At 35.1% G+C, this 13,462-nt stretch carries 12 protein-coding genes and 1 tRNA gene; 4 read left to right on the top strand and 9 right to left on the bottom strand.

Annotated elements, in window-relative coordinates:
* Positions 1–31 precede the first annotated feature (31 nt).
* The 7 genes from A8143_RS09995 to A8143_RS09965 all read right to left on the bottom strand — a co-directional run bounded on the left by A8143_RS09995 (position 32) and on the right by A8143_RS09965 (position 5,479).
* On the bottom strand, positions 32–1,426 hold the full coding sequence (locus tag A8143_RS09995) for a short-chain fatty acid transporter (RefSeq protein WP_066758612.1): 1,395 nt from the start codon (positions 1,424–1,426) through the stop codon (positions 32–34).
* Positions 1,427–1,448: 22 nt separating this feature from the next.
* Positions 1,449–2,033 carry a pseudouridine synthase gene (locus A8143_RS09990; protein WP_066758610.1) on the bottom strand — a complete coding sequence of 195 codons (585 nt, stop codon included), beginning with the start codon at positions 2,031–2,033 and terminating at the stop codon, positions 1,449–1,451.
* A gap of 23 nt (positions 2,034–2,056) precedes the next feature.
* On the bottom strand, positions 2,057–2,749 hold the full coding sequence (locus A8143_RS09985; protein ID WP_066758608.1) for a hypothetical protein: 693 nt from the start codon (positions 2,747–2,749) through the stop codon (positions 2,057–2,059).
* Positions 2,746–3,114: a T9SS type A sorting domain-containing protein gene (locus tag A8143_RS09980; protein WP_139134325.1), complete on the bottom strand. Its 369-nt coding sequence runs from the start codon at positions 3,112–3,114 to the stop codon at positions 2,746–2,748. The genes A8143_RS09985 and A8143_RS09980 overlap by 4 nt, the downstream gene beginning before the upstream one ends.
* Before the next feature lie 310 nt (positions 3,115–3,424).
* Complete coding sequence (locus A8143_RS09975) at positions 3,425–4,093, bottom strand: YceI family protein (protein WP_066758605.1); 669 nt, start codon at positions 4,091–4,093, stop codon at positions 3,425–3,427.
* A gap of 120 nt (positions 4,094–4,213) precedes the next feature.
* Entirely contained in the window at positions 4,214–4,567 is a 354-nt protein-coding gene (locus A8143_RS09970) for a DUF3127 domain-containing protein (RefSeq protein ID WP_066758604.1), read from the bottom strand.
* A gap of 15 nt (positions 4,568–4,582) precedes the next feature.
* Entirely contained in the window at positions 4,583–5,479 is an 897-nt protein-coding gene (locus tag A8143_RS09965; protein WP_066758602.1) for a flavin reductase family protein, read from the bottom strand.
* A 206-nt stretch (positions 5,480–5,685) separates the two neighbouring features.
* Here A8143_RS09965 and A8143_RS09960 point away from each other — a divergent pair, with 206 nt between their 5' ends.
* From A8143_RS09960 to A8143_RS09950, 3 genes are all read left to right on the top strand, one after another.
* A complete protein-coding gene (locus tag A8143_RS09960) occupies positions 5,686–6,174 on the top strand; it encodes an RNA polymerase sigma factor (RefSeq protein ID WP_066758597.1) in 489 nt (162 codons plus the stop codon).
* A 4-nt stretch (positions 6,175–6,178) separates the two neighbouring features.
* Positions 6,179–7,225: a hypothetical protein gene (locus tag A8143_RS09955; RefSeq protein ID WP_066758595.1), complete on the top strand. Its 1,047-nt coding sequence runs from the start codon at positions 6,179–6,181 to the stop codon at positions 7,223–7,225.
* An 87-nt stretch (positions 7,226–7,312) separates the two neighbouring features.
* On the top strand, positions 7,313–8,119 hold the full coding sequence (locus tag A8143_RS09950; RefSeq protein WP_070138045.1) for an outer membrane beta-barrel protein: 807 nt from the start codon (positions 7,313–7,315) through the stop codon (positions 8,117–8,119).
* A 277-nt stretch (positions 8,120–8,396) separates the two neighbouring features.
* On the opposite strand, the gene A8143_RS09945 is transcribed toward A8143_RS09950, so the two are convergent.
* A complete protein-coding gene (locus A8143_RS09945) occupies positions 8,397–9,017 on the bottom strand; it encodes a polysaccharide deacetylase family protein (RefSeq protein ID WP_066758591.1) in 621 nt (206 codons plus the stop codon).
* A gap of 9 nt (positions 9,018–9,026) precedes the next feature.
* Positions 9,027–13,067: a glycosyltransferase family 117 protein gene (locus A8143_RS09940; protein ID WP_066758589.1), complete on the bottom strand. Its 4,041-nt coding sequence runs from the start codon at positions 13,065–13,067 to the stop codon at positions 9,027–9,029.
* A 238-nt stretch (positions 13,068–13,305) separates the two neighbouring features.
* Between A8143_RS09940 and A8143_RS09935 the strand changes: the two genes are divergently transcribed.
* Positions 13,306–13,378 (top strand) — tRNA-Gln (locus A8143_RS09935).
* Positions 13,379–13,462: the final 84 nt, after the last annotated feature.

Below are 13,462 nucleotides of genomic sequence, written 5' to 3'. Positions count from 1 at the left end.
GGGATAATTAGCCTATGTTAATAGTATGTTACTAAAAAAGTAATAATCCAAAAGTAAAGATGAAAAGTCCTGCTCCAAAAAGGATCATCGTATAGGGTAAAATTTCTTTTGCTTTCAATCCCGTTATGCCTAGTAATGGTAAAGCCCAAAAAGGTTGTATCATGTTGGTCAATTGTTCACCATAGGCCATTGCCATAATTGATTTTCCATATCCAACGCCAAGCTCTTGCGCTGCGGAAACTAAAATTGGACCTTGAACCACCCATTGACCGCCTCCACTCGGTACAAATATATTGACTAAAGCGGCTGAAATAAAGTTGAACAATGGTAGTGTGGACTCTGAAGCGATTGCTACAAAAGAATCTGTTATTAAATTAATCAGACCTGTATGAATCATTATGCCTAAAATTCCAAAGTATAACGGGAATTGTAATAAAATTCCTGTTGCGTCCTTAATAGCCTCTCCTGCAGCTTCAGTAAACTGTTTTATGTTGTCATGGAGTAGGATTGCACCCCCAAAAAGGCAAAAATTGATAAAGTTTGGGTTTATAAATTTTAAATTTATTTCATCGGGTAGAATAAAAGCTTTGTAAATGGCGTATCCAATAAATAAAGCACCAATTAATTTATTAAAAAATTGTATTTGGTCTAATTTTTCTAAACCTGTATGAGTTGCATTATCACTTGGTGGTGAGATAATTTTAGAAGGGAGGTTACTGGTCGGTTTAGTTCGTTTGCCAATTAAATACATAATGCCTGGCAGACATATTAAAAGTGAAATAGTGATAAATATGTTTAAGTTTGAAAACAAGGTTTCACTGAGGTCTAACCTTTCAGGAATTTGTGTTAAATCAATCCCATTAACATTTTCAACTAAGTTTTTAAGATTTCCAGATTCTGCAGCTTTTATAGGGGCTGAGCCTGATAATCCTCCATGCCAAACCATTAAACCTACGTACGCGGCTGCACCAATCATTGAATAATTCAATGGACGTTTTTCCCGGTTGAACTTTTCACCGATTTGTCGAGCTAATATAGCGCCAAAAATTAGTCCTAAGCCCCAGTTGAGGTAAGAAACTAGAATGGTGGAAAAGGTAACAATAAAAACGGTGTTTGCCGTATTTGTACAAGGTTTTAATAATTTGTTAATTAAGTTGTATACAGGGGTAGATAAAGCTATGATGTGACCGAAAACAAGCATAAACATCATTTGAAAGGCAAAATAAATTCCACCGTCGCTTTTGTTCCAAAGGCCCTTTTCCCAATAACCAGCAATTTCCATGAAATAAGCACCCGTAGAAATCTTGTTAGGTTTGGTAAAAATTAGCGCAATGATTACCGTTATAAAGGTTAGTAATAGGGCAATGGTAAATGGACTTGGTATCAGTTTTTTATAAGTGTTGATGAAACGCTCAGTAAAGGCCATAATATAAAGATAGAAATACTAATTAGTCTTTGTTTGTAAATAAGGTGTTTACAGGTAGTACATCTCCTGGTTGCATGTTATTTAGATAGATGGTGTCTATTCTGATTCGAATAAGCCTGAGTGTTGGAAATCCAACGGCAGCAGTCATTTTTCGAACTTGTCGAAATTTTCCTTCACGTAAAGTGATAGATACCCATGAAGTAGGACCATGTCTGCTATCTCGAATTTTTTTTGTTCTTGCTGGTAAGTCTGGAGTCGTAATTTTTTTTGCTTTGCAAGGTTTTGTGAAGTATTTTTTGCCGTTAATGCCAATTTCTACACCTTTTTTCAGCTGTTCAATGGCTTTATTGTCAACAAGGCCATCAACCTGAACCCAATATTCTTTTTCATATTTTGCGCTCAGAATTTCAAAACTTACCTTGCCATCGGTGGTGAGCAAGAGAAGACCTTCAGAGTCTTCATCTAAACGACCAATAGCCATGGTGTTTGGAGCGAAATCAAATAGTTCACCGAGCATTTTGTGCTTTTTTTTACGTTTCCCGTTGACAATGAATTGGCTTAAAAAGCCTTGGGGTTTAAATACGATGTAATGGTGATGCTTTGGCATATTGCGAAGGTAATAACTTAACCCTAAAAATTAACACCAAACCCAACTTGTAGTTTTGTCATATTCCGAGAAGCTCCTTTGCCCCAGTCATTGCGATAAAGATAATTCGAAACTATCCTCGAAGAATAAATAAAAGGAAAAACAGTATGTTCTAGTTCCAAATTAACATGAAGATGTTTGCCTAGATAATACATGTAATTTAGCCCTATTGGAATACCAGCATCTAGCATTATATGTGTTTGTACATAGGCATGAGCTGGTCCATACCAGCCACCATGTACTGACTCATACCCGCCTCGAAACATTAAGCCTGCTGAAGCAAATATACTCGAAGTTTTCGTAGCATAAACCTTCATATAATAATCGAATTGCCCAGTCATAAAATTTTTGTAAGTAACTGTTCCTATCGAAAAAGTAGAACTTTTTTTTTCGAGTAGGTAAAAATATAAATTAGTTGACAGCGACCAAGCTCTTTTATCAGAAGTCATTCGCAAATAGCTTATTCCAAACCCTCTTGAAAGCCTGGTTTTACCATTGTAAGCACTTTTATGGGTAATAGGCATGCCATCATAAAAGGTATATAATCCATAACTTAGGTTGATAGCGTTTTTGGTTTTTGAGGGAATTTTGTCTTTAAAGTCTTGTGCAAAAAGTCTGTTTGACCCTAAGAAACTAAGAATTATCAGAATTAATTTAATGCGAGTTAAATCAATCATTGAATTATTATTTTCTTATTAATCGTGATTTCCTCGGCAGTTAAGGTTAGTATATAAACACCATTAGAAATATTGGGTAATTCAATTTTAACAAGATTATTTGTTGAGGAATATTTTGAAATTAACCTTCCTTTTAAATCAAATAACGAAATTTGATAGTTTTCGTAATTTTCCCAATTTATAGTTATTTGATTGTCAAAAGATGGGTTAGGATAAATGCTGCAAGCATTTGCTGTTTCATCGGGTTCAATTGACAAAACCTCAGTACATGTACTTGGATCTCCTACGCCAACTGCATACCAAGCATTTTCTTGCCAAAACATAAAACCGTGCTTTAAGGTGTCTGTTAATAATGTATCTATCATTAAGTGATAGTTGCCAAGTTGTACGTTGGATTTTATGGAATTAAACACTCCACAAAAGAATAAAATTATTAAGATGGTACTTTTTCATAATAGAAGGGTTTAAGTTAAGAATTACATCAACGTATGAAATTAACTGGTAAAAACCAAATATATAAGTACTTATGTAATACGTTTATAGCTCTCCTATTAAGTTAACTTTGTGTTTAAAATTGTTGGCTTCAATCAAATCTTTCTCAGGCCAGAGAAGCATACAGCAATGATGTCAGGTATGTATGGGATAGCAAGTAAAAATAGGGGAGTATATTCTAACTTACTCCTTTATCAACTCACAATAAAAGTGAATGGTAACCACGTTGCCGGCACCTGATACTTCTTCCATCCCATATTTCGTTCGATCAAAAGTAAATTTGCCTTCAAATGCTTCAAATTCTTCATTGTTTTTATTGGTACCATTGCCAAGGTGGTTAAAGGGTACTTCAATTGGGTTATTTGCATCCAATAGCTGTAAGTTTCCAACTGCCATATAAGAAGTATCGCCCTCAGTTATTTGGTCTGCTTTAAAAGTGATGGTTGGGAATTTTTCTGTGTGAAAAAAATCAGGATCTAATAAATGCTCATCTCTCATCGTATTATTTGTATTGATTGATTTCGCATTTATTTCAACAGTTAATTCGCCTTGCGTAAAGTCTTCGGGTAAAATGAAATCAATTTTAAATTCCTCAAAAGCTCCTTTCGTTGATTTCAGTCCGTCCACGTCAAATAGAACTTCAGCTTGTGCATGCTCCCCACTTTGTACTGAATAATGTCCTTGCACTAGTGAGAGTGTTGGTATTGTGTTTCCGGTAGAATCTTGAGCATTTTGTTGTGTCACTTCAGATTTTTCAATCGTGCTCTCATATTCACCCCACGGAATAAAATAAAGAACACCTAAAACAAGCGCGACTAAAATGATTGCTATAATGATAATTTTCTTTAACATAATCTAATTTTTTACAAATATATGTTACAACATCTAATTGTGCAAATATATTTAAAAGGCATAAAAAAAGGCATTTATAATCAATAAACGCCTTAACTTTTAATTTTGTTTTATTTTGATTTAGAATGGTAAATCGTCATCACCTTCTGCAACAAAGGTTTCTGCGTTATCCGCACTAGTTGCTGTTCCCCCACCAAGTGGTTCAATTTTCCATGCGTCTAGTGAGTTAAAATATCGAACTTGGCCATCTTTAGGGTTAGTCCACTCTCTTCCTCTTAAAAAGAATGTTACTTCTACATTATCTCCTAATTTAAAGCTGTTTAGCAAATCAACGCGATCTTGTACCGCTTGAAACATAATTGTTTGCGCGTATTGTCCGGAAGCGTCAACCACCACGAACTCTCTCTTCTTAAATGAATCAGAAATTTGTTGAACATCTCCAATCACTTTTAGCTCTCCTTTTAATGTGTACATAATATTTGGTTTGTTTTAGTTGTTGTTAAACGAAAGTAAGGTTTTCCAAGCTTCTTCCAGTTTATTTTCAGTTAATAATTTTTTTGCCATTTTATGCAAGGTCTCCTCTAAGACTGCTTGCTCGTCTTCTAACTCCACAAATATATCACTTAATTCGACTAATTTGTATTCGTTTACATCCGTTTCATTTGGTAATTCTTCAATGCCACCTAGCTGACCTAAATCATTACCTGTCAATATTTTTGAGTTTTTTATGTCTGAAGGAATATTTTCAAATCCAATGCCGCATGTCGTGATTGGTTTTACAATTTCAAACATTGAATTATCATCTGCTCTGCAATACCAATTTCCTCCCATTCGAGAAACAAGATCTATTTTCTTTTGGTCTATTTTACCATCTTCAGTCAATAAATCTTCTCTAACATGAATCTTTACAACTTCACAAATAACGAGATTTCCAGCTCCACCTTGGTCCCCCAGTTCTTTAACTTCAATGACTTGGCATTCAAATTGAACCGGTGATTCAGCAACACGGAATGGTCGAATCAGATCTGATTTTAATTTTGTAAAACCAGCTTTATCAAATTCATCTTCTTCTGGTTTATAAGGTGAACTCGCCAAAGACATTTGGTGTACGATTGAATGATTAACCACATTAATCACAACCTCAGGTATTACCTTTACATTTTTATAGGTGTCTTTGGTTTCGTTTGTTCGTCCACTTCGAGCTGGTGAAAAAACCATGATAGGTGGATTAGCACTAAAGACGTTAAAAAAGCTAAAAGGCGCTAAATTTGGAACTCCTTGTTCATCAACTGTACTAGCGAAAGCAATTGGACGTGGTCCAATAGCACCAAGTAATAACCCGTGAATTTTAGGAATTGGAAGTTCTTTAGGATCGAATGTTACCATACTGCAAAGCTAGTAAATTCTCTTAAAAATTATGGATATTTAGTCGATGGACTGCTAATTTTATTAACACAAAAATAGCTAAAGTAACACCGAGTTATATAAACGAAAGCTGTCGTAAATGGAATTAAATCAATAATTTAGAATTAAATTTAATATTGGTGTAACTTTTGTTTTATTCGAACGTCCCACCAATAAGTTCAAAAAAAATGACAACCAGAGAGTACAATATTTGTGTAGATAATTATTCTGATAATATTTATCGGTTTGTGCTGAAACATATAAAAAATGTGGATGCTGCAAAGGATATTGTGCAAGATACTTTTGCGAAAGTTTGGGTAAAGAAGGATGGAATTAATTTTGGAAAAGCAAAATCGTATTTGTTTACAACAGCGCATCATACGTTAATTGACTTGATAAGAAAAGAGAAGTATATGGATGAGGTTGGAAAGATAGATGAGGTGATGGTGGAAAAACCGATACGTAATTTAGATTTGCAAAAACAATTAGAGCTGGCCTTAGATCAATTAACTGAAATACAGCGTACTGTTGTTTTGTTGAGAGATTATGAAGGATACGGTTACGACGAGATCGGTGAAATTACTGACTTAACAGAAAGTCAAGTTAAGGTTTACATCTTTCGTGCTCGTAAAAAATTAAAAGAAATATTAATTAGTGTTGAAGCAGTTTTAGAATAAGAAGATGGAGAAAATTAATAGACATAATTACGAGGCATACTTTTTAGATTATGCGGAAGGGAATTTAAGTCACGAAGATCGAAATGATTTGAAGTGTTTTCTTGAGGTTAACCCAGATCTTAAAGCTGAATTAGAGGAAGATTTTGGTGACTTTGAATTATTTCCAACCACCGCCACATTTGTGGACAAGAAGGATCTCAAATTTGATGAGGGGAATTTAATTATAAATCCTGCAATTGTAGATGATTTTATGGTGGCTGCGGTGGAAGGTGAATTATGTGATCAACATTTAGTAACGTTACAACAGTATATTCTAAAGCATGGCCTTGAGAAGGAGTTTAAAACCTATCAAGCCAGTTTTTTAAAACCAGATCCTCAAATTACATATTCGGAAAAGTCTGAATTGAAGAAAGGTGGATATATAGTGCGAATGAATGTTGTTTCTCGTGTTGCTTCGATCGCTGCTGTAGGATTAGTTCTCATTGGATTTGCCTGGAATGGGTATTATCAATCATACTCTCCAAAGATGGACAATACAGATAGAAATTTGGTGAGATATGTTAGAACGATTGAAAATCGACCATCGCTAAATCATACTACTATTATTGAAAATAATGAGAATTTAGCAGAGAGTAATCATGAACATTTGAGTGTACAGAACAAAGAAAAATTTGAAAATAAAGCGGAGAAGAAAAGTTTCCTAGACGAGTCTGTTTCCTATGAAATTGCTGAATCGAAAGATAGTATTCCAGCCATTGATTTATCGCCGCTTGAAAAGATAGAAAACGCAGATCCAGATTTCAATTTAACGTTAACTCCACTTGACTCATTATCCGAAAAGCCTATTAATGATGAAGCGGAATTCATAGCATTAAACAGGCCGTTAAAAATTAGAAAAGAAGAACCATATAAACTATTGACCCAGGCTGCTGGAGATGTAGTAAATCGTGAGGTGAAGTTTACACGTGATAAAGATATAGAAAGTGATACTTATGTAGCGTATTCCTTTTCTTTTGGAAAATTTGAATTTGAAAGAAAAAAATCAAGATAACTGTAACTTATTTCTTGTTACAGCGTCCCAAAAATAACCAAAGTTACCTGCAGTAATGGAATTAGATTAATTAAAAAAATGAAGACAATGAAACATATATTACTATTAACTTTTGCAGCTTTTTTTAGTGCAAATTTGTTCGCACAAGTAGAAACTGATACCACGCGATTTAAAATTGGAAATTTAGAATTTATTGTAATAGGATCTGATACTTTACAAGTAGATGATGAAGATAATGGCAAAGAATCGAAAAAAGCATCCCATGGAGACCTTACCTATTGGTCGGGATTTGAAGTCGGAATTAATTATCCAGTTAACGGCAATTTTAATAATGATTTTCAAAGTGAACACTTGAATTTAGACCCTGCTCAATCTTTTGTCTATAACATTAACTTCGCGGAGCAACGCATTCCTATTATTAAGGAGTATTTTGGCCTTGTAACGGGATTAGGTATTACCAATAGTCGGTATGGATTGTCAAATTCAAAAGCAGAGTATTTTGCGAATGGTGATACGACACTTGCAATAATCGATACAAATATGACTTCTGGATTTACCAAAAATCAATTACGAATGACCACATTGCGTGTTCCTTTAATGTTTCAAATCAACACATCTAAGAATGACAGCAAAAATTTTCATATAGCTTTTGGTGCTATTGGAGGTGTAAGATTAGGATCAAACGTTAAATACAAATATGATACGCCTGACGGTATGTTTAAAACCAAGATAAAAGGAAGGTATAATCTTAATGCGTTTGAGTTGATGGGAACTGTACGGGTGGGATATAATGATTTCGGTTTGTTTGCGAATTATAACTTGTTATCGCTGTATGAAGAAGAAAAGTCTGAAGTGGCATATCCTTTAAGTTTTGGGGTCTCATTCCACTTCTAATAAGCCTTTAACAAGTTTTAACTTAATACAAGTTTTGTTTAACGTTTCGTTAACCTTTGGATATGAAAAAACAACCGATATTTGAATCAGTAATAAGAAAGCACGGTAAGCGAATCGGCAACTTATTTATTCTAGACTATTTTCATTAGTAAGCGTAGTAAAATAGTAGTCGCAGCGGACATTTCTTATATGTCCAAAGCAGTAGATTTTTTCATGGAATCCCGATCATTTAGCCAAGGTGATCGGGATTATTCGTTTATACCGTTAATCTTAATTTTTAATGGGGTATAGCGCTAAAACTGTAGCCCGCTTTTGACCATGTTTCTAGCAGATACGGTAATTCACCCTTCAATTGAGGAAAGGCTTTGTCCGAATCGTGAAACACCACTATACTTCCGTTTTTCACTAAACGTAATGCTTTTTCAACTCTTTTTTCAGAACTGAATTCACGATCAAAATCATAACTAATGTGCGACCAGAAAATAGTTTTAAACCCTTTTTTCTTAAGGACTTTATATTGTTTTGGACTTAGTTTACCATAGGGAGGTCGAAATAGTTTTGATGGAATTAATTGTTCAGCCGCCAAAACATCATCAATATAATTGCTGGTTTTAGTTAATGCACCATTCGGATGGTTGTTTGTGTGGTTGCCAATCTGATGTCCTTGACGAACGATTTGATCAAATAACTTGGGATATTTTTTTACATTTTTACCTAAACAAAAGAAGCTTGCCTCTGCATCGTATTGCTTCAGGAGGTTTAAAATCCATTCTGTTGTACCCTTATTTGGACCATCGTCAAAAGTGAGGTAGATTGTTTTAGTATTCGGAATGAAAAAATCCCAAATAGCGCCAGGATAAACTTTTCTGAGCCATTTGGGAAATTTAAAGTATCGCACAGCTGTTAATTAGCTGTTGATTCGCTGAAAAAACGCATCAAAAGTTCCTTGAATTAACTGAAGAGTAGCTGTTTTGTCTTCGTCAATACAGTATTTTCTTATGGCTGTTAAACCATTTTGTAGTTCGGAAGTGATAGAGAAGAATCGGTCACTTACAAGTTGTTGATGAGTTTCATCCGTTCCAAAAACAGCTGAAGCTTGGTATAAGCTAAATATACCTCGGTAAGTACTGTACATGTCTTCAATCATTCTAGCGCTAAATTCAGGATCTACGCTTAAATAATAATTCATTTCTTCTCCAAATAAATCTAACATTTGATCTGTATAAAGCTTAGCTTTCTCTTCATTTTCACCAATATAATATGCTTGGATATAGGAAGGGAATACTTTGCCAAACGGAACATTGCTATGTGGCATAATCTCTATACCTCTATCTAAAACTTCAGAAATTTTTGCCTTAGCGTCGGCCATTTCGGCTTCAGCAATTTTAATTTCAGCTGGAATTTGCGAAGGAATGATATCACCCACTGGAGTTTTAATTGGCTCATTGCTAATCTCAACACCATCATTTTGTGATTGGATTTGCTTCATGATTTCAATCTTACGTTTTGCTTTGTCGTAAGCATCACCGTACGCATCTGCTAATACAGCAAATTGTACACGATAGTTATTAGTTAATCTTCTGGTATAGTAATCCACTAAAACACCTTCTTTTTCAATGTTGCCCCAATTATAGGTTGACATTAAGTTTTCATACATTTGGTCGAGATTAACTTCACCTAAAGAATTTGGATTTTGGTTAGGTTCTACTTCTATTGGAACAAGTTTATAAACTAACCCTTCGGCAAAGAAGTACTTGTCTAAACCAAGGTAGGTTTGACGACTTGCTGAACTTGCAAAGTATACTGGTCGTTTCCAGTCTGAATGAGCAACAATGTCTAAAATCATTAAATCAGCTTTCATCAGCGTTGTTTTAGCCAGTTTCCAACGGATGAAGTCTACAGCTCGATCAGCATCTTCTTCTGCTAATATACCAGAAGCAATAGCATTTTCCTTATTTACATCTAAACGTAAACCAGTTGTAGGGAAGAAGATTACTTTTTGATCTTGGCGGTCTTCAAGGTTATCATCATCTCCCATATACTCCATTGCATATTTAGCTGGTAAAAAGTCAAAAGCATCATTGAAGGCTACCATAACATTTTGAATGGCCATTGCAGTACTTTCATCAATTTGATAAAGGTTCACCGCTTCTTGATTTAAAATGTTAAAGATTAAGCTACGGAATGTATAATAATTAGAGGCTGTATCCATTGAAGGGATGTAAGCCAATACGTCCGGCTTTTCGGATGCAAATTTAGTTTGAGCCAAAATGCCGTATAAATCTCGCGTTGCTTTAGTGAAAGCAGGTTGGAATAAATCCGGGTTGGACTCTATTTTCTTATCAATTACTTTTTTCCATCGCGGTTCAATCTCTTTATTCCCCATGGTTAATTGATTTGTACTCAATACGTACATATAATCTCGTGCCCCATGTTGACGGTACTCTTCCTCACTAAATGAAATTGGTAAAGGCTCTGAATCGTAAGCTTTACGAGTCATTTGTTCGGTATACCAGTCTGTGTTCAATAAACTCAAACAGCAAACTCGAACGCTTGTTTTTGTTCCTTCAACCTCCTGTAAATACCATAATGGGAATGTGTCGTTATCACCATTGGTAAATATTACCGAATTGTCAACGCAGCTGTTGAGGTAGTTTTGTGCTAATGCTTGTGCAGTATATCTTCCACTTCTATCATGATCATCCCACGATTGCATTCCCATAATAATTGGAACAGGAATGGTTAATGCAAAGGCAATTATTGCACCTGAACGCTCGTTTGAAAGAGCTTGTTTGAGAATCATCATAAGGGCAAAACCAACACCTATTACACCACCCATATAAAATAAGCTCATTCCAGCTGTGCGGTCTCCAAATAACAAGATTAATCCAAGTCCAAATATTCCCATTAAAATCATTCCAAGTTCTCGCCATACCATCGTTTTAAAGGCGTCGTATAAAGCAAGAACAGACATGCCAATATAAATAGCGAAGGCATAAAAAGATGCGGCATAAGCATAATCACGCTCACGCGGCTCACTTGGTTTTTGGTTAAGGTAAATTATAATTGCAAATCCTGTTAACAAAAATAATAGCATTACTAACCACCAGCCTTTGGTAGCTTTAGTTAGCATAAATATGAAACCGATTAAACCTAATATTAATGGTAACATATAAAACTTGTTGTGAGAAGGATTATCCGTAATTACACTCGGGGCATTTGATTGGTCACCCAAATGATATTGATCAATAAAATTGAGACCAGAAATCCAGTTTCCATCTCTTGGGCTACCGTGTCCTTGTTCGTCATTTTGTCTTCCTGAGAAATTCCACATGAAATATCTCCAATACATCCAGTCTACTTGGTAGTTAGCAAAATAAGTTAAGTTCTCACCCATGGTTGGCAAATTCGCAATTGCCATCAATTCTGCACGCTCTTTTTCGCTCGCTCGTGTATAGGTTTTACTTCTCATTAAATCATTCACACGGTCCTTGTTGTCATATGCAGACCAGCTCTTGTATCCAGAAACATGACGTTCGTCAGGACTGTACATTCTAGGGAAAAGTGTTGTATGTGACGATTTATAAGTTGGTTTTTGGTTTGAACCGTCGTAAGTTTTAAAGTATTTTTCTTCAATTTTTGAAAGGTTCTTTTCTGCTGCATATTCTTTTGCTTCTGCTTCCGTTTCAAAACCTTTAATCTCTTTGTCCTTATGGTCAAATACAACAAATCTTCTTAAATAAACATCACTTGCATCCGCCCATTGTGAACGATCAATATTTCCGGCAGCATCTCTGGTGTAATCAGAGTTGAAGTAAGGACCTCGAAGGATTGGCCAGTCTCCATATTGTTCACGTTTTAAATAAGACTCTAAACTTACCAAGTTCTCAGGGTCATTTTCATCCAAAGGTGTATTAGCGTTTGAACGAATGACAATCATAGCAAAACAAGAATAACCCAATAGAATCATAGTTGCGCTCCACGTAATTGTGTTCACCAAAGAATTTCCTTTCTGCTTCGACCACATTAAGAAGAATACAATCAATCCCGTTAAAAGAATGAAAAAGAAAATCGTTCCGGTATAAAATCCTAATCCTAAACTATTCACAAAGAAACGCTCGAACCATCCAGCAATCTGAACTGTTTTAGGAATCATAACTGCTTGAATAAAACCTAGAGAAACAACTCCAATTAAACCAGTTAGAATAAAGCCTTTAATGGTTGTTTCTTTGTATTTTCTAAAATAAATAACGTACGCAATTACCGGAATACAAAGGAGGTTCAAGAGGTGCACACCAATTGAAAGACCAATCATAAAAAAGATAAGTACAATCCATCGATCTGCATTTTTAGACAGTAAAGTGGTGTTTTCAGGATCGTTTTCCAACTCTCCTAATTCATGATCCCACTTAAAAATGGCCCAAACAACTATAGCGGTAAAGAATGAGGACATTGCATAAACCTCTCCTTCAACTGCTGAAAACCAAAATGAGTCAGTAAAGGTATAAGCAATTGCACCAATAACACCACTCCCAATAATTGCCCATTGGTAACCAGGTGATAATTTTCTTTTTTCTTTGTTTTCCTCGCTTAAATCAGATTCAGCATTTGGATTAAATAATGAAATGCCAGGATTTAGTACGATTTTTTTCCCCAACATGGTGATGGTCCAAAAGAGGAACAAAATAGTGAATGAACTGGAAAGAGCCGACATTGCATTGACCATCATCGCAGCACTATCAGGACCAGAGAACATGGTAAACAAACGACCAAGCATCATAAAAAGAGGGGCTCCCGGTGGGTGACCAACTTCTAATTTATAGGCCGTCGTAATGTACTCTCCACAATCCCAAAGGCTGGTGGTTGGTTCAATTGTCATCAAATAAACAGTGGTAGCAAAAATGAATACCATCCACCCAACAATTGTGTTAATTCTTTTATAGTCCATATGCAATAGTTATAGCACTGCGAATTTAAAAATATATTTTAATGATTATTCTTAAAAAACCGTAAATACCAATATAGGTTGCATTATTAACGGTTTACTTAAGTTTTTTTAGGATTTAAGAGGTAGAAACCAGTCGTAAAACAATTTTTTTAAATTTTCTCTAAAAGAAATTGTTGTGAAATAAAAAAAAGTATTTAAATTTGCACCCGCCTAATACGATAGGCACATCTATAAATCTTGTCCCATGGTGTAATTGGCAACACGTCGGTTTTTGGTACCGAAGAGTCTAGGTTCGAGCCCTAGTGGGACAACAAAAAGCCTTGCATTTGCAGGGCTTTTTTATTTTATACTGTCAGTTTTATTCTCAGAATTTAAGACTTAATCGGATCAAGTAC

The organism is Crocinitomix algicola (assembly GCF_001661595.2).
Lineage (GTDB): Bacteria > Bacteroidota > Bacteroidia > Flavobacteriales_D > Crocinitomicaceae > Crocinitomix > Crocinitomix algicola.
Note: the sequence above shows the minus strand (reverse complement) of the source record. Positions and strands in the feature narration are given on the sequence as shown.

Bases quoted from the DNA above. Each gene is read 5' to 3' on its own strand.
- A8143_RS09975 (WP_066758605.1), bottom strand. From the start codon at position 4,093: ATGTTAAAGAAAATTATCATTATAGCAATCATTTTAGTCGCGCTTGTT.
- A8143_RS09950 (WP_070138045.1), top strand. From the start codon at position 7,313: ATGAAACATATATTACTATTAACTTTTGCAGCTTTTTTTAGTGCAAAT.
- A8143_RS09955 (WP_066758595.1), top strand. From the start codon at position 6,179: ATGGAGAAAATTAATAGACATAATTACGAGGCATACTTTTTAGATTAT.
- A8143_RS09990 (WP_066758610.1), bottom strand. From the start codon at position 2,033: ATGCCAAAGCATCACCATTACATCGTATTTAAACCCCAAGGCTTTTTA.
- A8143_RS09970 (WP_066758604.1), bottom strand. From the start codon at position 4,567: ATGTACACATTAAAAGGAGAGCTAAAAGTGATTGGAGATGTTCAACAA.
- A8143_RS09940 (WP_066758589.1), bottom strand. From the start codon at position 13,067: ATGGACTATAAAAGAATTAACACAATTGTTGGGTGGATGGTATTCATT.
- A8143_RS09980 (WP_139134325.1), bottom strand. From the start codon at position 3,114: ATGATAGATACATTATTAACAGACACCTTAAAGCACGGTTTTATGTTT.
- A8143_RS09965 (WP_066758602.1), bottom strand. From the start codon at position 5,479: ATGGTAACATTCGATCCTAAAGAACTTCCAATTCCTAAAATTCACGGG.
- A8143_RS09995 (WP_066758612.1), bottom strand. From the start codon at position 1,426: ATGGCCTTTACTGAGCGTTTCATCAACACTTATAAAAAACTGATACCA.
- A8143_RS09960 (WP_066758597.1), top strand. From the start codon at position 5,686: ATGACAACCAGAGAGTACAATATTTGTGTAGATAATTATTCTGATAAT.
- A8143_RS09985 (WP_066758608.1), bottom strand. From the start codon at position 2,749: ATGATTGATTTAACTCGCATTAAATTAATTCTGATAATTCTTAGTTTC.